The sequence below is a fragment of the Pseudomonas putida genome (genome assembly GCF_003228315.1).
Classification (GTDB): Bacteria; Pseudomonadota; Gammaproteobacteria; order Pseudomonadales; family Pseudomonadaceae; genus Aquipseudomonas; species Aquipseudomonas putida_S.
In genome coordinates, this window is record NZ_CP029693.1 from 2,095,467 (window position 1) to 2,115,972 (window position 20,506).

A 20,506-nucleotide genomic window follows, 5' to 3' on the forward strand; every position below is an offset into this window, starting at 1 on the left:
AAGACCCCATGACTGATTACGAAAAAATTCACGGACTGCAGGTCGCGCCTGCCCTGCTGGCATTTATCGACGAAGAAGTCCTACCCGGTACCGGCGTCGACGCGGACACCTTTTGGAGCGGATTCTCCGACCTGGTCCTGGAACTGGCACCGGTCAACCGCGCCTTATTAGCTGAACGTGAGCGTTTGCAGCTGGAATTGGACATCTGGCATAAAGCCAATCCAGGCCCCATCACCGATATGCCGGCGTATCGCGCGTTCCTGTCCTCAATCGGCTACCTGCAACCACAACCTGCGCAAGTACAGGCCAGCACCACCAAAGTTGATCGCGAAATCAGCCAACAGGCAGGGCCGCAGCTGGTCGTGCCCGCCATCAACGCACGGTACGCCTTGAACGCAGCCAATGCGCGTTGGGGCTCCTTGTATGACGCCCTGTACGGCAGTGACGTGATCAGCAGCGACAACGGTGCCGAATCCGGCATGGGATACAACCCGGTGCGTGGCGCCAAAGTGGTGGCCTTTGCTAAAGCCTTCCTGGATGAAGCCTTGCCATTGCAATCAGGTTCACACGCCGACGCCACTTCGTACCGCATCTTAGGTGGTGCGTTGGCTGTCATGCTCAAAGGCGATCAGCACACCACGCTACGTCAGCCCGAAAAATTGGTGGGTTACCAAGGTACGGCCACCGCACCGACGGCCGTCGTTCTGCGCAACAATGGCTTGCACATCGAGATCCAGATCGATCCGACGAGCCCGATCGGGCGTAGCGACGCCGCTTCGGTGAAAGACCTGCTGATCGAATCGGCTTTGTCGACCATCATCGACTGCGAAGACTCCGTCGCGGCCGTCGATGCCGACGACAAGGTACGGGTATATCGCAACTGGCTGGGCCTGATGAAGGGCGATCTTTCAGAGACGCTGGAGAAGAACGGCAAAACCGTCACCCGCCGACTCAACGCGGACCGTGTATACACTGGCGTCGACGGTACTGCCTTCAAACTGCACGGCCGCGCCCTGCTGCTCATTCGCAACGTCGGACACTTGATGACCAACCCGGCCGTACTCTATGGGAATAACCGGGAGATTCCCGAAGGCATTCTGGACGGCATGGTCACCAGCCTGATCGCCCTGCACGATCTAAAGCGCCAAGGCAACTCGCGCACCGGCAGCGTCTACATCGTCAAACCGAAAATGCACGGGCCAGCCGAAGTTGCCTTCGCCGAGCGCTTGTTCAGCTGTATCGAAGACGTGTTGCAGCTGGAACGGCACACGCTGAAGATGGGCATCATGGACGAGGAGCGCCGCACCAGCGTCAATCTCAAGGCTTGCATTGCTGCGGCGGCGTCACGTGTCGCCTTTATCAATACGGGGTTTCTCGATCGCACTGGCGACGAGATGCACACCGCCATGGAAGCTGGCGCGATGCTGCGCAAAGGCGACATGAAAAGCAGCGCCTGGATACAGGCCTATGAGTACAACAATGTCCTAGTCGGCTTGAACTGCGGATTGCGCGGCCGGGCACAGATCGGTAAAGGCATGTGGGCCATGCCCGACTTGATGGCGGCCATGGTCGAGCAGAAAATCGCGCACCCGAAAGCAGGCGCGAACACTGCCTGGGTGCCGTCCCCAACTGCTGCGACTTTGCACGCCTTGCACTACCACAACGTCGACGTAGCGGCGATTCAACAAGAGCTCGAGGGGATTGACCTGGCAGCTGTTAGTGACGACCTGCTCAATGACCTGCTGACCGTGCCAGTTGCTGTTGACGCTAAATGGACGGCGGAGCAAATCCGCGAAGAAGTGGAAAACAACGCACAGGGTCTGCTTGGTTATGTGGTGCGCTGGGTCGAGCAAGGCGTGGGTTGCTCCAAAGTGCCAGATATCCATGATGTTGGTCTGATGGAAGACCGCGCCACACTCCGTATCTCCAGCCAGCACATCGCCAACTGGCTGCGTCATGGTGTGATTGACCAACAGCAGACGCTGAAGATCCTGCAGCGCATGGCGCATGTGGTGGATCAGCAAAATGCTGGCGATCCGCTGTATCGACCGATAGCTTCCGACTTCGAAGGCTCGGTAGCATTCCAGGCGGCTTGTGCGCTCGTGTTCGAAGGGTTGCACCAACCGAGTGGTTATACAGAGCCGCTTCTGCATCGCTTCCGTGCCGTATTTAAACAACAGAAATAAATGTTGACCGAATTCCCTTACCTTGTTGAAAAACAAAGCCCTGGAGGTTCGCGGCTCCAGGGCTTCTATTTTCGCCTCCATCCCTTAATGGTTTGACGAACGTAACCAAGACATTACCAGCGTCGTTTTGATATTTCACTACGACTTAGGTTAAACGTGTTTAGTAAGGAAGCATGGGAGAGAACCGCTGAACGATTTAGCCAATATCGGTCCTTCGTGACGGTCAGAGATCATTCAAAAACGTTCCCTGAAAGTTAATCCCTACCTGATGTTTGAGTACCTACTGGCGCAAGGCGCAGTCGCACATCTCGCAGTGAGCCTGGTTAGCTAGGAATGCGCCCCCGATTTTTCAAGGATCTCGGGTGCCGGCAGCGCTGCACAGCCTAGAGGTCATCGCCTAAAGGTCAATCGTTGAACCACGAGTTATAGATTAAGAACGGCTGTGGGAATACCCACGTTATTTTCGTCAACTTACTGCGCATCTGTATGACGCGAAGGTAAAAACGATATTTCTAAAGCATACGCAACTGCTTTCTTTGCATCTCTACGAAGTGTTTCTCGGAAAAGTAATTGCTTATCAAGTGGTACTGCAGCGCCCTGACCTGAATGCCTGTGTAGTATTGGATTCCTTTGATCTCGCAACCATTCAGCCTTGGCTTTAAGTTGATATTTGTTGAGGAAATCCAGTGACTTTAGTCCTCCCTTATTGAAAGCTGCCAAGCTTACCTCCACGACAGCTTGCGCAATCACGATTGTCGCAACCCAGGCACCTGCACAGAACACATGCTCAAGCTCTCGAATAAGCGTTTCAACCTGTGGGTGGCTGTTCCAATCTTCAGGGCCCAGATGAATTGATTCAAACATCCTGAATTGACCGTGCCGAGCCTGCCATTCTTGTGGGCGGGGGCATACACCCAATTGATCATATTTCGCGGTGCGATCCAAATCCGTGTAAATCATTTTTCACTTGGTCCTTAGTAAACTTCCCGCTCCGAAGGCGAGTTTGATCTCTTCTCGAGTAACCATTGTCCGTAGAGAGTTGCCCATCGAAGTCAGGTAGGAGCCTCCGATTACGTTTGTCCAGGCGGTGGGGAGGAACTCTCTATCTTTGATACGCTCTTGCGTGCGGGCGTCTTCCTGGCAGGAGTCTTCGACTGTGCTAGAAAAGACTCACAGCTAAGAATCAGCTCACGGCCATAAGCTCGCGAGGCGTCAAAGACTGCATTGCGATTTACCGCAAAGATCATGTATGCAGCGTGTGCTACCGCTACAATTAAAACCAACGTAGTTTTGCTACCCAATGGGGCTTCAATATCCCATGACATATGCCAAAGCATAAGTATGCAAATTGCTACCACTAAAACGTTAAGTAACAACGCAAAATGTTTGACACCGAGCAGGTTTCGGCGAAAGCCATATGTGACGTTCTCTCCGAATAAGATCGGAAAGACTTTCGAGTTGCGAGTATTTTGGCGAAGCCACACTCCGCACTGACCATAGAACACGTCTGCAGCGCTCTGATTTTCGTGCTCTTCTTCAGGACTAGGCATTGCCACCTTCAGCATTCCAGCGAGAAACTCTCGATATCGCTCTTTCGAGTGACTATCAATGGTCTGATCGTTTCGGCGAAACATGACGATCGATGGAATACCGCCTTGCTCTTCGTAGATTTTTGATTCTATTTTGCGACCGCGAGCACGTGAAAAATCCGCGATAGCGAATAGCATGACAAGTAGGCCCAGCGACGCAATCATGTTCGAAAGTCCGAATGTCTTCCACGAAATCATGAGTGCCAGCGCAGCGAGTGCCGGCGCCGCTGCAATAATGGCTGGGAACAACCTTGCACGAATAGAATAGGCGTCGAAGAACTTAAAAATCTCCATTAAAGACTCTCCACTTCGCTGGTAAATTCCTCCGCCACCGCCGGAACTGTATTGGGATGACCGGAGCCGTGGGAGTGAGAAATCCACTTAGTGCGGGTGGAGTAGACCTTGAAACCCCTACGCATGAAAGCGTTCGTCACCTGTGCTCGAGGGTAGTCGAGCTTATTTGACCCGACCGAGCAAAAAGCAGTACCGACCACGCTGCCTGGTGGTTGCTTGAGGCCAAGCCACCGGTCCAAAACTGAAGGCGTGACATTATGCCTGCTTCCATGGTGGGGCACTTGCACGAACTTGGGCCTGCTGAGACCAAGCTGAGTTCCATAGTCAGCAGCCTCCGCCAACCCGATGGGACCAACGTCAGCGGTAAGCAGAACGCCCTTGCCTTCGAGTACGGCATATTGCACGACGCAACTTTCATTGGACGCGGACGTCTCGGTGTTTCTCGCGAGCGTTTCGATATCCCAGCTTTCCAGCACCCTTTTTGCGCCTTCGATTAAAGACCGCAGTAAGCCGTATTCTTGTGAATCGGCCGCTTCGGCGGTGTACCTGTTGGGTGACTTGCCAAAATCGGGGATCGAATTGACGTACCGTTCTCTCGTTGGTGCTAGCACGGTAAACGCGCCGATTTGTGCACCTTGAAACACCTCGTGGATGTACGTCCCCTTTTCGACGGCAAGCCTCTCCAGCTCTACCAAATACGGATGCCTGTCCTTGATGTTGTCGATCAATCCTTGCAGGGTGAAATTACCGTGGAAGTGATGGAGGATTTGATTGGCATACAGCCAAGGCCTGTTCATCCAAAGATTTTTGACCTCAAGATGCTCCATCACACCAATCAGCCCAGTCGCATGATCATCATCAGCGTGCGAAAGCACCATGTGACTGATGTGATATCCCGGATAAAATGTATTGATATGCGTGCTGATGGTCTCAGCCGTCGCAGTGCGCCCTCCATCGATTACATGAAGGTAATAGCCGTTAACGTCATCACCGTAACGGATGATGATTGCGTCGCCGGAGCCTTCTCCCACCGGCAAAAAATCGATCTCATAGTTCATCATGCGGCGTCCTTATAGCGAACAATGAAGGAGATTTCGTTTCTGGCGACAATAACCATCAATGCTGGCAACCCCTCAACACTCATCTTGCGATGAACCGTATTCAGCAGAATTTGATCATCCTGACTTGAGCGTGCCGGAACTCCATCTGGGTGTGAATGCCACTCGCCTTGGTAGTCGACCACTCGGGCAGTTCTACGATGTACCTCTTCGAGTGCCTCCTGCTGCCCCTCTTCACCTCTGATGAAGTGCCTGGGACTGGATTGGCTATCGGGTGGCGTGGGCAGCACGTCAACGATGACGAGGGTCCTGGCCTTCAAATCGGTAACCCCTACGATGGAGCCACCAATTTCATTGGGAAGCGCGATGAGGCGTGCTTGCTTGAGCTTATCGATGAGCGCTGCATCGTATTTGATGGTCCAGCCGTTCGAGGTCGTGGTGCAAACCTCGGACAAAGAAACCTCGTGAGAGGCGACCGCGCCTGACTGCTCCTCATAAGTCCAGACGCAGAGACGCGCTTCAGGCTTTGCCACTGACCGGCGTAACTGACGCGAAAGAATGCCGGCGTGAACATGGATGCACTCATTGGACAGGCGCACCGAAATGTCCCGACAGCCGCCGCCCACCCATCGATCACCGAAATGGTTCGCTAGGTGCTCCCGCCCCCAGTCACTGCTGAGTATCGCCCGATAATATTGGCCTTCGATTCCGTCGACGCGCTGCTGTCGTGCCTGATCCTCGAGCATCATCACGCTTGAAAGCCCCGATGGCGTTAAAAACAGGCTCGCCGTACGTGGGGCGTCGGCCGTGCGAGCCAACTCACGGGGCACCTGAAAGGTCGTCGTCACATCTACAACCAGCTGGGCTTGTGACAGAGCACTGAGCACCTCTTCGTCCTGTGACAAGATGCTTTTTGCGACAGCCACTGGCGATGGTTCATTGGGGTAGATCCAGGATGCAAGGTCTCGCATAACATCGGCTTTAGCTAGGCCAATGTCACAGTCGGACGCTACATGGCGACTGAGGTTATGCGGCATCAGTCGATCTGGATCTACGAATGTCCAGTGCCCCCATTGTTGCCTAATCCAAAGGTCTGACAGTGCACTGCCAAGTGCGCCTACACCGGCCAAGACGCCATCGAACTGAGCGCTTTCCGGCGTCACCGCTGACAAGTCTTGCGCCATCTTGGTCGTAAGCGCCGCGCGTACCTCAACAGGCACTGGCGCCAGAGAGCGCCAGGCAGTTCCCCGCTGCCCACCCACCAGTGCGATGCGCATGCAATGCCCTTGCACATTGGGCAGACCTAGCATGTCAAATGCTTTAGCAAGGGCGAACAGAGAGGTGGTCATCATGAACCCCAAGACGTCCGTCCGTTCAGGCTCACCCTGCCTAGTACGGGGAATCCACAAGAGAATGAGGATGCCTTCGCCTATCCCCTCTGAAGGTGAAACTCCCTCAGAGATGGCTTCAAACACACTGTCGTAAAGTGGCTCTGACAGGTCACTGCCCCATATCTCCAGCTGTTCCTGTAATGCCCCGAGTGTGTCTGGCAATTCGACCACGGTGGTCGCGTCCACCGGCGGAACTGCGATGGAGACCACCCGTATAGCTTTGGATTGCGATGCCTGTGATGAAGGCACCGCACGCAGGATGACTGAATCACTTCCTCCGACCCTTCCGATGGTCAGCGTTTTTCCGCCAACGGCCGCGTACTCAGCGTAGTTCGAAGGCAGAATTAGCTGAAAGGGACTCATGTAGAAAAGCTGCTCCAGCGGCTGATCATCCCGGTGCAACTTCAACTGCGCTGAATCGCGCAGCCACCAAAACATCCGCGCAATGAAGCGCTCGGGTGTCCAACTTAGCTGTACCGCCGCCCAGTCGGCATCATACAAACACAGTGTCCGCGGACGCCCAGGTGCTCTTGGGTGCTGATGTGAATGCGCAGGAAAGTCCTTGCGTAAGGCATGAACCAAAATCGGAACGCGGTACTGGGGATTGATACCTATGGCAAGGCGTTCCTGCCGACGAATCCCAGCTGGATTGCCGGAGTCGACGGTGCCGTCACCCGCATTGATGATGATGTACTCCGTGCGAGACATTTTCGACGCTTCACATCGCAACTCGCGGACCTCAATGTAGGGGCTCGCGCAACAAGCTCTCAGCAGTGCAGCCGTCTCGGGGTAAAGCTCATGCTGCCGAGACGGCTCTAGCACTTCGCCAAGCACGAAATACTCGATCATTTCCCGCTACCGGCCCGGGGCACCACGGCCGCCGCGACCGAAGTAGTCGTGGCCCCAGCCAGTGCAGCAGCCACTGCGGCCAGCTTAACCTTCCCGCTGGACTCCACGGTGAACTCAAGAACGGCCTGGTCTTTGAGATCCCCGGTGCAGCCAAACCAGCCATCCACGTCATCCAGGATGTCCTTGTACTCCCGCTTCGCCCGGATGTTCGGTGGATCAATGTCATCATCGAGAATCGCTTTGCTGCTCGCAACGATGGTGGCGCCGTCGCGAGCTTGGCCGAGGGCATTGCGCGCGCCCTCGTTGAGCTTGGCTTTTTCCCCCTTCTCTGACCAGCTGTCATAGGACAGGGTGCGCCAGGAGCAATGGTGTGGCGCGAGCAGCAAGTCGTACTCAAGGGTTTCGGGGGTTGCCTCGAAGCGTTCCCACATGCGCTCCCAGATGAGCACCGCCGCATCGCCGCCCACCAAGAACCGAGTTTTAGTCGTGGCGTACGCCGATGGGGAGATTTCGATGTTCATGACAACGCTGGACTCGTTCTTGCTGAGCTGTTCTTCAAGAGCGGAGTCATCATCATGCGGCGCAGGAGCCAGCAGGTGCGCTTTGAAATATGCGGGATAGTCCTCACCATCAATGCGGCTGAATTTTTCGCCGGACTTGATGACGATGGGGCCGAGGCTATCCGTTTTGCCCTTGAGATCCTCGCCCATGATGAGGATGCGGTTGCCACTTCCCGCGCTTCGATAACTGCGCCAATACTCGACCCGACGGCGAGCCTCCTTGTCGAAAGCGGCTGCGTCGTCACACAACGTGTGACTGGACGAGCGGCGTCGGAAGATCAGCGGCGACGACCAGAGCTCCCGAATTAGGATGCGCTTGTCCTCTTGGGCCAGATTATCGTCAGGGTAGTTGGCGGGATTGCCCAGCCAGAAATGCTTGCTCAGCCCGCGGCAATGATCCTGGTCCGGGTGGCTCAGAAGAAAGGCATCCACAAACGGACGCTGATCCTTGTCAATGAGCAACCGCTTGCGAAGCGCACTCGCAACGTCAGGCGTTTCGTCGTCCGAATCATCGGCCGCTGCGCGAATATTGCTGTCAATGAGAATGGTCGTGACCCGTGTGTCAGCAAGCCGCACCAGGGACATGTCACCATTGCCGACTTGGAAAAACGTGATCTTCGCTGCCATAGATCCCTCCCCGGGTCGCAGTGCGAGCTTGAGAAAACCTTCACGTCAGTTAAGATACGTATAGAAAAACGACCCGTCTACATTTTATGCGAATATTTTTTATACCCATTAATCGCTTGGCTAAATACTCATGACGAATCCGACTGCACGCACCGGGCGCTGGGGGCAAGATAGACGCCTCGAATTCATTGACTTCAGACTATTCTGGGAGGGCCGGCTCAATCGCGCTGATTTGACGGCATTTTTCCGCATATCGGTTCCCCAGGCGTCGCTAGACCTTGCGGCCTATCAAGAGTTAGCGCCAGGCAACATGATCTATGACCGCACACAAAAGACCTACGTGGCGGCGCCTACATTTATGCCCGTGCTGACTAGCCCGAACAGCGGCCATTACCTCAACGAACTGCTGTGGCGGGAAATCGGAACCGTAGCCGCCAGCGATAGCTTCATCGGGTGGGTGCCGCCTGCCGCAAGCCTGCCGTCGCCCACCCGCCAGGTAGATGCGCAGATTCTCATCAGCCTGATCAGAGCGCTGCAGAAGGGTGAGGCGCTTACCGTCGACTACCGCTCGATGACTCATTTCGACGAGCCAACGTTGCGCACCATCCATCCAGCGTCATTTGCACACGATGGCTTCCGGTGGCATATCCGAGCCTTCTGCTTCACATCGCAGATCTTTAAGGATTTTGTTCTGGGACGAATTGCTGCAGTAGTGGATTCTCTTCCCCCACCCTCACCGGTCCCCGAAGACACAGAGTGGGAGACCTACATAGACGTAGTGATTGGGCCCAACCCCACTTACCCACCCAACAAGCGCAAAGCGATCGAGCACGACTACCAAATGGTGGATGGAGAAACCAAGATCCGAGCGCGCAAACCGCAACTCTATTACCTCAAGCGGCGCCTTAACCTGAACGACACCCCGGGCGCCCCTGTTGATGAGCAGCAACAGATCGTTTTGCTTCGTATCGAAAAACATTTGCCTGCTACAAAGCTGCAGTCTTAAGCCTGATAACGACACCGCAACTGTTTGCCCTCGGTTCATTGAATTCAGGAAAGCCATGAGACCTTCGCCGAAGAAACACTACCTTTATAGGCATTTCGATGCGACTGGCCGACTTCTATATATAGGGACTTCTCTCAATGCTGTTTCCAGGCTTTCCCAACACCGACGTACAGCGTCCTGGGCAGACGATATAGCTCGGATGGATATAGAAAAACATCTTTCGGAATGTCAGGCGAAAGCCGCGGAAGAGGCCGCAATCGGACAGGAAGCACCGCTGCACAATGTTAATCACCAAATGCCTGGGCGGGACTCAAGTGTTCCGCAAAAAGGTAAAACGCGAAAGCTCGTAACAGCTGAACGTTTGTTTGACGTCCGCAACGTTGGTTATTGCATTCGTGATACAGCGGCAATTCTCGCGCGCATTTCAATTGCTGCCAAGGAGGTGGCCATCGAAGGGGATTACCAGACGAGCACATTTTTAGGCGTCAGATTCACATTGCAAAACAACCTATTTGCTGAGGAGCAACGACTTGAGGAGTTGTTTAACGCTTTGCCACCGCGCCCGGCGCCTTCGAGGCATATTCTTTTGGTGAATACAGTCGATACGTTTCCGCCAAACATTGAAACAACCGAGTGCCGTATTTCTATCATTAGCCCGTGGTGGCTGACACGCCTCTGCACGGACCATCTTGGCAATCGTGAAGACTACGACTTGGCCTACCCAAGCGATATTGCGCCTTCACTTTCTGGCTACGCTAGGGTTATTCAGCATCTACTCAGCCTTGTCGAGGCCCGTTAGTAGCTCAAGCATGTGCCGTTGACATAGGAAATATCTAAGGGTCGATGGAGTTCGTGTGCCGCGTATAACAATAAATACCCACATCAAACGATATCCACCATTTCTTATGCACAGGTAGCCTGGATTCAACCCCATCGTTGGATGGGTCGCCAACTCACGCAAAAATATACCGTCGTGTCCGAGACGGGTTGACCACATCAGCGAAAGAACAGCCCAAACCAGCCGTATTTTTTTATCGTCCGCTTTCGGATATTTTTTGGATGTTTTGACGATGACGCCGGCGCTTTGGGTCGTTCTCTGCCGATCACGCCCACAAATCATGCTGATCACCTCATACAAACGACTGGTCAGCTCAAATGCCTACGGGGAGGCAACGGGAGTTCGATTTCGCAATTGCTGTTAACCACTTTTTGGCGTTGTTAACCTCAGTGGTTTACAGATCGAAAAAGCGGTTTACAGGCGTTAAAAAACCAAGCGAGCGATCGGGTCATGTCACAACCAATTTTGCAGGCCTGCCATCCTCAGCGCACCGGTCAACCGGCATACGACTGGCCTCCGACATCCCCCTCTAGGCATCAGTCACGACACTGCATCTGCGCCCTTCCCCCAGCACGAACACTTCAGCAGTGGGTGCGCTTAACGTCCCCATTATCGAGGTGAGCATCGGCCTAACTGCAGCGCCGCCGACCGCACCACCCACCCGCCGATACACCACCAACGGTTTGCCACTCCAGTGGTGGCGACTGGTCCGAAAAGCAAAACCGCGGCGCAGTGACTGCGCAGAGTATGCCCCGTCAGAAGCACCGCGGTGCAAAAAAAGCCAATCACAAACTACGCGAGAGACTATTCGCGTTGACTTGCCCTGCTGCTAGGCAACCCCATCGGTGAATGGCGCGAAACACTGGTGCTTGATTGAGGCCGCGGAGCACCAGCCCATGCTGACAAGCGTACACCGGGCAAAGCCGCTGTAGCGCGGGGAGCAGCAGGGTAGGCCACGATGGTCACGAACGGTCTTACTCCTGACACGTATCATTTCCAACGTTTGCCCTTCAAACCACGAAATATTCGCGACCTGCCAGCGCGCCATGGGAAACCGTCACCAACCGCATCAAGCCCGAAGCGGAAGCCGACTGTAGCCAGCCTGTTCCAGCAGCTTGCTCGTCTGCGCTATGTCCAGGCGCTGACGTTCAGGGTCCTCGAAGTCGGTATAAAACTCAGCACAGCCACCCACCACATTCCAAGCATGAATCTCAGTTGCGCCTTTACCGAGCATTTTCAGAAGTAGCTGTTTAAGGCTCCTCGCGGGCGTTAGATATTTTTTGTACGGATTGCCTTTGGCGATGTAGTCATCCCAATTCAGTCGTATGGGAAAGCGGAAGCCTTCCATGTGATCCGACAGGTCCAAAATAAGGTTGAAGGACAAAAAATCGATCCGGACTCCTGGTAACTCTTGGGCCAAGATTCTATTCAAAACATTGTCACGACCTTCATCAGTGTTATACAAACTGGTCCATGCGCCTTTTTTTGAAGATTGCACGACCACAATGTGCGCCCGTTGAATCATTTCGGAGTCGTCAATCACGATCGCGTATTCGGCGACGCAGGGTTGACGATCGTTGCCCGCATACACAATTTGCTTCACACCACCTCCATCATGAGCAACGACTGCGCTGACCTACTAACTTAAAAAAGCGATTAACTTGCTGCCGAACCGCGTCGTCTGTTTGGAAAAACAGCTTTCATGACTCAGCACCAGTTCCATTTGTTTTACGTCCACGAAACCCTTCTGATAAAGATCAGCCCATACGGTATCGAGGATTTCGCGATTACGCGTCAGCTCAGGCATGGCGTGCTCGACCACCTGGGACAGAGACACTGCGGTGCGATAGGGTTCAGCCCGATTGTTGTCTAGGAACCACTGATTCGGATTCTCAAAAAGTTTGAGTAACCTGATGTGGGAAACCGTGCACACATCTACAAAATGCAGAAAAATTTGTCGATAGTCATCGCTCGGACATCCGGGTAATGCAGAGTTGATGGCGGCATTGCGTAACGCCTCAAGCTTTTCTGCCTGATGGTTTCGCAGTGAGATGTTGCACACCTCCGCGACTGTGCTGATGAACGCTTCGTTTTCTTGAAGCCCCGCTTCGGTCACAATTCCTTGTGCAATGAGATCGTTTAACCCTTCCCCGATTTGCCGGATGACCTCGGCACGTCGTTTGCTCAGTGGCGCCTCGAATATGGAGTTGAAAAACTCCAAGGCAGGGCTGCCGATCATCGGAAGTGCGCCAATGGCCGCTCTGACTGCACGGTGCAGCTTTTCCTCGACGGGCTCTACCGCGGGCTCCATTCTTTCCAAATCAATAGGTTGCACCATGATCTGCCAACTTCCTTTTTGCATGCCGTGATAAATGCAGTAGCAAACCGCCACTATCGAGGCAGAGATAATACTCGCAAAGTACCTGCTTTCGAAAACTACCCTGAGCCCAGGCGCGTCGGTGCAACCGCATCGCTGGTGGATTCGCTGATGCCTCCCGCTCCCTCCCAACCAAATGCCTCGGTACTGCGGCCCGGGGCCCGCTATCCGCAGGGTTGCAAAAAAAGCTCAGGGATTGGAGCGTCTGGACTGCTCAAACCTGCCCATTCGCGCACTACGCCAGGATGATGGGGCCGTTCGCCTGCAATTAAGGTTGTGTAGCGGGGTGCGAAATCGATCGCGGTTCGGTGACTCACCTGAGCCAATACACCATCAACCACCCAACGGTGCCTACGCAGCGGCATGCGGCGCCGGATCAGTCGTTGAAAACCCTCTCGCGTGAATGCGATTCAGACAACCGTACATTGCAGCAAACCGAGACAACGGAAATGACGCTCTGTAACGGATTCCAGCATTCGTGAATCCGATTCTGGCTGTATCTGTAACACGGTATTATATTATGTAAGGATCTCACTCAGTGACACGACGCTGAGTCACTGGAGTCTGCGTTCCCTTCCTGACGCGATCCTGCCCGGTACTCCTCGCTGTCGCAAAAAATCGGGCCAGCCCTGAGCTGCGTACCGCCGGCGAGGCAAAAAGCACCGATGAACGGTCATGACCCGGGATAACCCCGAGTTATCCCGCGCTATTTTTCACCTAAAACAAGCGTTCGATTTTTTGCTTTGTACACTGTAATTACATGCAACGTATTACAGCGTGAAAAACAGGGGGAAGACATGGCCCGTACAGGCATCAACAAGCAGCTGGTGCAGCAAGCGAAAACGGCATTGCTGGCCCAAGGAAAGCGCCCCACCATCGACGCGCTACGCATCGCGCTGGGCAATACGGGATCCAAAAGCACGATTTCCCATTATCTCAAGGAACTCGACGAACCACCCAAGGCCACTCTGGAGCGCCTCACCGAACCGCTGGCGCAGTTAGTTCAAAGCTTGGGTGAACAACTGCAAGCCGAAGCGAATGAACAGCTGAGTAAGACGCAGGCTCAATTTTTATTGGAAACAACCCAACTGAACGCCCAGTTGCAACGTGCGCAACAGCACTTGGAGGACCAGCAACACAGCATCGATAAACTGACAGAGCGGCGGCTCACCGAGCAGCAACAGTGGCAAGAAGCAACAAGACGGATGGAACAACAGGCTCAGGAGTTGTCCCTCGCCCAACAAAACAACCATGAGTTAACCAGGATGTTGCAGGAGCAACACACCAAAATAGCGTTGCTTGAAAATGAACAGCAACATGCCAACTTAGCTTTTGAACAGTTCCGCCAAGCCCGCCAAGAGCTGCACGACGCCATTATTCAGCAACATGCAAAACAAATAACACTGCTAATGGAAGAGCGAAGGCAGCAAGCCGACTTGCTGTTGAGCTCACAAAAAGAACTGGTCAACCTTAATCGTGAAAATGCCCGACTCCTGCAACAACTACAGAAAATCCTATAATTATCCAATAGCGTAAAACTCTCCGCAGCAGTTCAATTGATTGCAGACCAGCCGTACAAAAATTATAAAAATGCAAAGTTCGGCCTCGGCAGAACCTGCCTGAGCAACTCCAAGCTTTATGCCCTGTACGTCTTAAAACCATTTTTTTCAGCAGCAATAATTCTCAAAAAGCTCAGCAACACTCATCGCCCACAATCCACGCGTGCACCCCGCAAATCGTTGAATGCGGCCCACGCCCTCCTTAAGCCCGGCAGTATCCCCTACCCGATGAGTGCCATCACACGTACCAAAAGTGTCGACACCTCATTGAAGATCACCTTCCAGAAATGTTCCGCCTGGCCCAATAACGTAATCAGATGCACCTATTATTCAACATAGGTTATTGAATTAATTACCTTAATACCGATTGTCACGTACCAGTAGACGATCTGTACCAAAGGTGTACGCTAGTTATTCTGGATTGAAGAGATTTCGCGAAAAAAAGAAATGAGCAACCCACCCTTTGTGTCGGTGGCTCAATTCAGGGCGATAGTATTTGGCTATCTCTCGATTTCGAAGACTGATGCCAGCCCCAAGCATGCCGGTACGAACCGCAGTGAGGCTGCGGCGAGCCCTAACACCCGAGGCTCATTGCCCTCAACCAACAGAGTGCCCGCTCTGCGGTGTTGCTCTGTCAACAATGATCGAGCGGGTTGCGACTACAACACAGTGCGTTCTCTAGCATTAAGGCGACGGCAAATCGCACACGGTTCGGAGTGCGAGAGATCTTCTGCTCAGTAAGAGGTTTACCCATGGGTACTTATCAACCACCTCGCCGACCGCTGCAAACAGCTTATTACGGAAAACACCTGATTTTTTTTCCGTCACGAAAAAATCAGCAAGCACTAGTCTGCCATAGCGCTCTGGAAGCGGACTATTGCGTATTATTAGAGTACGACACTGCAGTCATTCGCTACGAGTCTCAACCAGGGCCCTTTGAAGTCAACGTTGCCGGACGTCCGCGACAATACTCCCCTGATTTTTTCGTTGAGACTACGGAGTCGGCGTACTACACCGAGGTAAAAGCCGATTTTCATAAACTTTCATCGCGCGTGGGGTTAAAACTTGAAGCGGCGCAACAACAATTTCTGTGCCAAGGTGTTACCTTGGCGTTTGCGGATCTAGAAAGTATTCGACAGAATCCTAAACTGAGCAACTTAAGGTTCCTGTATCTTCATTCGTTCAATGTGGGCGACGATGAATACGGCGCCTGCCTTCGGTTTTTATCTAAACAGCCCTATCCAATTAGCCTACGACAGATCCTCAACCATCACGAAGGGGTGAGAGAACGCGCTATTTACCGAGCGATGTTCTGTCGGAGAATTGCGTTTGACTTTACTCGCCGTTTGTCTCTTGAAACCTCAATTGAAGAGACGGCTCATGCAAATCACTGAACCCAAAGTTGGCGCACAATACTCTCTCGACAATCACATTCTTGAAATCGTGTCCATCAACGATGGACTCATTTCACTTTGTTCACTCGCCCACCAGTACCATCGTTTCATTGATGTGACAATGTTTGCCAGCATGGAACAAAAGGGCAAGCTTTTGCTACACCAGCGCGCCGCCACCGACCTCAGCCTTTCCGCTCAATTCGCGTCACTCTCAGCCGATGATAAACAACGCTGTTTATACCGTCGAGCCTATGTGGACGGCAGCTTGCAGGAATTGAATGGGAGTTTGCCAAAGGCACAAGCAAAGTTGCTAATCGAGCGCATCGCCAAAAGAATCGGCGACAGTAAACCCCCAAGTGTTAGTACTGTTTGGAAATGGAAGAATAGATACTGCGCTAGCAATCAAAGCCTATTCTCACTGCTTAAAAAGAAACCGGGCTCACGCAAAAAGAGGATACAAGCCACAGTCGAAGAACTCATCCGGCACTACATCAATACTGTGTATTTGACCGAAGAGCGACCAACGCTAACCCACTGTTACCGTCTGCTCGTCGGGCACATAACGGCGGAAAACAGAGAGCGTCACCACTATGGCAAATCGCCAATGACTGCGCCTTCGTATACCACTTTCCGTCGAAGAGCGCTCAGTTTTGATAGGTTTCATGTGGCACACAAACGCCATGGCTTAAAAGCAGCAGAACGCATGGCCAAAGCCAGCGGCCACCTATATATCGACACTGATCCCTATGCATGCACCTTGTTTGACAGTCAAAAAATGGATGTGAATATTGTCGATAATAAAGGACAGCTAATCGGTAGGCCGACATTGTCCGCCCACATAAAACCCTCTACTCGAAGATGCCCTGGGTGGGATATTTCTATAGGCCCACCCTGCGCCGAAAAAATGATGAGTGCCACGATCCGAGCTATTGTGACCGACGGGAAAATGGCAACTATTTTCTCCGATCATGGAGCAGAAGTCTTCAACACGTGGACATTGACTGCATGCAATACCCTCGGCATTGTCACCGATTATGTACCGGTAGGCGACTACGATGCTAAATCTTTTATTGAAAGATTCTACGGTACCGTAAATACGGGATTTTGCCACAACCTACCGGGCACCACTAAAGGCAGCCCTAGAGAGCGGGGAGACTACCCATCGGCGCAGCGAGCCTGCTTAACACTCGAACAACTTAGAAGTGCATTTACCCTTTGGATTGATGCATATCACAGTTCTTGGCATGAGGAACTTTGTACAAGCCCTAATAAAAGGCACGAGGCCCTAGTAGCATCAACCCCACCGCCCGAGCAATTCAGCGAACTGGAACTAAAGAATCTCTGCCTAAGCAATTGGAACTTGCGAGTGGACCGAGGGATGGTCGAAAAATCGCGCCTCGCTTGGTATGGACCGGGGCTCTTCGAAGTGAGCGAACGACTGGCACCTAAGCAGCGCGCAATTGTGTATTTCAACCCCTGCGACCTCGGCACTGTTTGGGTGGCTCACCCCAATACTCCCGATGACTGGCATCCCGCAATTGCTACAAATCCGGATTATCAAAATGGCTTATCCCTGACAGATCATAACGCAGTTCGCAAAGCATTTATTAGTGAGCGGAAAAAATTCGACCATACAGTAGCCTGCCTCAAGCTTTACGAACTGAGCCAACGCATCCAGGAATACCAGAACGAAAACAAACTGAAAAAAACCTCTAGCTCAAAGAAAACTCCGTCTAGCCCACCTCTCACCCGCCCGGTAGCAGACCCATCAAACTTCCCCACTTACCAGATTGGGAGTACCTTGCATCATGAATCTGATGAATGAAGAAAAAATAAAAAAATTCAAAGCGTTCACTGTCGCTCACCCCCAATATTGCGAAGCACTAGACACTATCCATCGTTCAATGGAGGCCACACGACTCCGCGGCGAACCAACTTGTGTCATATTGTTGGGAGATCCAGGCACCGGAAAAACTCGAGTTTGTGATGACATCCTGGCTGAGCTAGGCCCTCCCACAAAAAAACATACAGACGACGGTGTCCACATTATCAATCCAGTGATTTATTGCCGTGTCCCTAACAATGCCACGATCAAAACACTGGTTACTCGCCTGCTCAATTGCTTCGAAACCTATACAAAATACCAATCCGTCGACGCTCTGGAATTTCGCCTATTTAACATACTTGATACATGCCAAACTGTTTTAATTATATTAGATGAATGGCAACACTTGCTAAGGGGCGGAACAGGACGTGCACTGCAAAGCGCAGCCGACTGGGTAAAAGTACTAACCGACATATACATGGGTGAAGTGATGCTTGTAGGCCCTCCTGCATGCGAGCTCGTAATCGATCAACATCAAGCCCTTGCCGACCGTTTCCCGTACCGCGCCAGGCTCTCGCCATTTTCTCTCGCAACCCCGGAAAGTTACAGTAACTACCTCAAACTGATCCGCGCATTTGCTATTCATCTAAAAGAGTCAGTGGGTTTCATCGAGATCCCGCCGCTCACGGACGAGAAACTACTACTTTCTTTTTATGCGGCCACCGGTGGCAACATGCGCGCCCTTAGGGTGCTTCTAAACGCCTCGCTGATAAATGCATTGAATCGAAACGATAACAATTTAACTATTTCTGACTTCTCGATGGCCGCCGGCCAAGTAAAACTCGCAACTCGACTTACCGAGCACAACCCATTTGAAAAAACATGCAGCGAGCTAAAAAAAATAATTACCACGAGTACGAAGAAAAAATGACTAAACTAATATTCGTACCGATACCTCATCCACAAGAAAGCAGTGTTTCTCTATTATTTCGCTGTGCAACGGCAAATGGATACGAAAATCTTAAATTTTTCAGCTCAGTCCTTGGGCTAAAACTCAAAAACATCGCGAACAGTCAATGGGAAAACTCAGAAGCTCATAAGCTACTTTCCGAGCATGAACTACTGGATCCACCGGATAAAGAATTATTCGAAGCAGCCTTCCACTCAAAACGCAGACTCGGAAGTCAAAGTTACATCGTCATTAATGGAGTTTCGTTTCCGGCTCCACTGCTTCGCCAACAACTAGCACTTTGCCCTAGCTGCATTCGCATCGGTCATCTAGAAATGATGCATACACTCAAGTTTTCGGATGTGTGCCCCATTCATGCAGAACGATACATCGCATCCTGCCCGAAATGCGACGCCCCCCTCGATTGGCTACTCTTGAAAAACTACCATTGCAGTTGCGGATTTGACCTCCGTCAATCAGTTTCCCAACCATCTGACAACAACACCAGCGAAGCAATTAGAGTAGCGATGCTCGAAAGTAACGAACATTTTTTCAAGCTATTATTGGCATCGATGTCTGCTTTCCGTTATTTGCGTTCATCCGATGAAAGTTTCAATTTTATGGAGGCTTGCGTTAAAATCGCATCCGGTACAAAAAACGATTTTTTTCAAGAAATGCGAAAGCTACAAGAATATTTCCCGAGCCTTCATCATCGAGCTTTGCTGGCACCATTTATCCTAAGCCCGGATGCAACCCTAAGCAAATTCGGTATCGAATATTTCTACAACAGCCATAAATCAAAACCGTTAAACCATGAACAAGACTGCAAGTGCAGCGAGCTATTATTTACAGACCCAGAACTTATTTACATATTTGGTACAATTTCAAATGTCACACAACTTAAAGCAGAAAAATTATGTATCAGAACAGATCTAAAAAGTTACCCAAGCGTACGCAGACCACTTTATAAATGCCCTAATATTTGTAACACCCTGATAAACCAAAACTACTGCGCATGGGACTTGGAGGATGTCTACGCAACACCAGAATCAAACTTCGAACTGCTTGATCATAAAAAAGCTGCAGCGCTTCTACATACCACCCCTCGAACTGTAAAATACTTGATCAGTTCGGGTTTATTAAAGGGCTTTAAATCAAAATACGTAGAATCACCAAAAACTACGCTATTATCAATTAGAGACTTTAACGAAAAATACATTCTCCGATCAGAAATCGCTGCCAGAAGCGGCTTGCGAAATGCTGAACTCAAGGCCCTCATCGACAACTTTATCCCAACCATTATTAAAACCACTTTATACGCCAACAAAATCATAATTTACCTCAGAAACCAAATCCCTTTGGAACTCATTTCTACGGTAGACAAACAGACTGTGGCTTTTGTAAAACCTCCTTTATCTGCTGACTCATTATTAACTTTTAAACAAACAGCCGAACTCTTAGCAATCTCCCGGACTGACATCAGCAGATTAATTGACTTAGGGATAATTCAGACAAAAAGTGTAATTAATCGCGACAAGATAAAAGGGCGCGAGCTTTGCACCGGAGAAAGCGTTCTAAGGGCTATCGCCTGGCGCAAAAAAAACCTTTCCGTATCTGAAGTCAGCAAAAAAGCAAACTGCAGTCCGCATCTGATTATTATTCGCTTCATACGCTCAGGATTTATAAGCTCTACATTACTCCGACACACCAGCATAATCAGCTTGCCCGACGCCAATCGTATAATTAAACACATAAAAAAATACACTACACTTCAGACGCTCGCAACAGAGTTCATGCGCAATACAGAGGCGATTATAAAAATAATAGAGCAGGGAGGCATGGTTCCACTTTCCAGAGATCATCCAGACTTCATTAATGGACAGGTGACTTTACTTCGCACAGAGGCACAAAGGGTAATGAAGCAATACACAGTGAAAAAACACAGCGCAACGTTAACCAACGAGCAAAAATTTTAAACCACACAACAGTTAAATTACTTTTGCG

Annotated in this window: 15 protein-coding genes; 8 read left to right on the plus strand and 7 right to left on the minus strand. The window is 51.6% G+C overall.

Features of this window, described 5'->3' with window-relative positions; genetic code table 11:
* Nucleotides 1-8: 8 nt before the first annotated feature.
* Entirely contained in the window at nt 9-2,186 is a 2,178-nt protein-coding gene (locus DKY63_RS09530; RefSeq protein ID WP_096511956.1) for a malate synthase G, read from the plus strand.
* A 471-nt stretch (nt 2,187-2,657) separates the two neighbouring features.
* On the opposite strand, the gene DKY63_RS32155 is transcribed toward DKY63_RS09530, so the two are convergent.
* The 5 genes from DKY63_RS32155 to DKY63_RS09550 form a co-directional block, all read right to left on the minus strand.
* A complete protein-coding gene (locus DKY63_RS32155) occupies nt 2,658-3,146 on the minus strand; it encodes a hypothetical protein (protein ID WP_157755716.1) in 489 nt (162 codons plus the stop codon).
* Between the two features lie 110 nt (nt 3,147-3,256).
* Entirely contained in the window at nt 3,257-4,069 is an 813-nt protein-coding gene (locus DKY63_RS09535) for a hypothetical protein (protein WP_204354316.1), read from the minus strand.
* The gene (locus DKY63_RS09540) at nt 4,069-5,127 is read right to left on the minus strand and encodes a ComEC/Rec2 family competence protein (protein ID WP_157755717.1); all 1,059 of its coding nucleotides are present in this window, start codon (nt 5,125-5,127) and stop codon (nt 4,069-4,071) included. Before DKY63_RS09540 ends, DKY63_RS09535 begins: the two co-directional genes overlap by 1 nt.
* Entirely contained in the window at nt 5,127-7,367 is a 2,241-nt protein-coding gene (locus DKY63_RS09545) for a ThiF family adenylyltransferase (RefSeq protein ID WP_110963865.1), read from the minus strand. The genes DKY63_RS09540 and DKY63_RS09545 overlap by 1 nt, the downstream gene beginning before the upstream one ends.
* Nucleotides 7,364-8,554, minus strand: a complete 1,191-nt coding sequence (locus tag DKY63_RS09550; protein ID WP_096511959.1) for a metallohydrolase — start codon at nt 8,552-8,554, stop codon at nt 7,364-7,366. The genes DKY63_RS09545 and DKY63_RS09550 overlap by 4 nt, the downstream gene beginning before the upstream one ends.
* Nucleotides 8,555-8,684: 130 nt before the next feature.
* Here DKY63_RS09550 and DKY63_RS09555 point away from each other — a divergent pair, with 130 nt between their 5' ends.
* Together DKY63_RS09555 and DKY63_RS09560 are read left to right on the plus strand one after the other, a co-directional pair.
* The gene (locus DKY63_RS09555; RefSeq protein WP_096511960.1) at nt 8,685-9,560 is read left to right on the plus strand and encodes a WYL domain-containing protein; all 876 of its coding nucleotides are present in this window, start codon (nt 8,685-8,687) and stop codon (nt 9,558-9,560) included.
* A gap of 199 nt (nt 9,561-9,759) precedes the next feature.
* The gene (locus tag DKY63_RS09560) at nt 9,760-10,359 is read left to right on the plus strand and encodes a hypothetical protein (protein ID WP_096511961.1); all 600 of its coding nucleotides are present in this window, start codon (nt 9,760-9,762) and stop codon (nt 10,357-10,359) included.
* A gap of 1,108 nt (nt 10,360-11,467) precedes the next feature.
* On the opposite strand, the gene DKY63_RS09565 is transcribed toward DKY63_RS09560, so the two are convergent.
* Nucleotides 11,468-12,001, minus strand: a complete 534-nt coding sequence (locus DKY63_RS09565; RefSeq protein ID WP_096511962.1) for a hypothetical protein — start codon at nt 11,999-12,001, stop codon at nt 11,468-11,470.
* 36 nt (nt 12,002-12,037) lie between these two features.
* Entirely contained in the window at nt 12,038-12,736 is a 699-nt protein-coding gene (locus DKY63_RS09570; protein WP_239499393.1) for a hypothetical protein, read from the minus strand.
* An 836-nt stretch (nt 12,737-13,572) separates the two neighbouring features.
* On the opposite strand from DKY63_RS09570, the gene DKY63_RS09575 reads away from it, so the two are divergent.
* The 5 genes from DKY63_RS09575 (at nt 13,573) to DKY63_RS32165 (ending at nt 20,478) form a co-directional block, all read left to right on the plus strand.
* A complete protein-coding gene (locus tag DKY63_RS09575; RefSeq protein WP_096511963.1) occupies nt 13,573-14,295 on the plus strand; it encodes a DNA-binding protein in 723 nt (240 codons plus the stop codon).
* A 791-nt stretch (nt 14,296-15,086) separates the two neighbouring features.
* Entirely contained in the window at nt 15,087-15,728 is a 642-nt protein-coding gene (locus tag DKY63_RS32160; protein WP_157755718.1) for a hypothetical protein, read from the plus strand.
* Complete coding sequence (locus tag DKY63_RS09580; RefSeq protein ID WP_110963866.1) at nt 15,715-17,553, plus strand: helix-turn-helix domain-containing protein; 1,839 nt, start codon at nt 15,715-15,717, stop codon at nt 17,551-17,553. Before DKY63_RS32160 ends, DKY63_RS09580 begins: the two co-directional genes overlap by 14 nt.
* The gene (locus DKY63_RS09585; RefSeq protein ID WP_096511964.1) at nt 17,537-18,484 is read left to right on the plus strand and encodes a TniB family NTP-binding protein; all 948 of its coding nucleotides are present in this window, start codon (nt 17,537-17,539) and stop codon (nt 18,482-18,484) included. The genes DKY63_RS09580 and DKY63_RS09585 overlap by 17 nt, the downstream gene beginning before the upstream one ends.
* Nucleotides 18,481-20,478 carry a TniQ family protein gene (locus DKY63_RS32165; protein ID WP_157755719.1) on the plus strand — a complete coding sequence of 666 codons (1,998 nt, stop codon included), beginning with the start codon at nt 18,481-18,483 and terminating at the stop codon, nt 20,476-20,478. Before DKY63_RS09585 ends, DKY63_RS32165 begins: the two co-directional genes overlap by 4 nt.
* Nucleotides 20,479-20,506 lie beyond the last annotated feature (28 nt).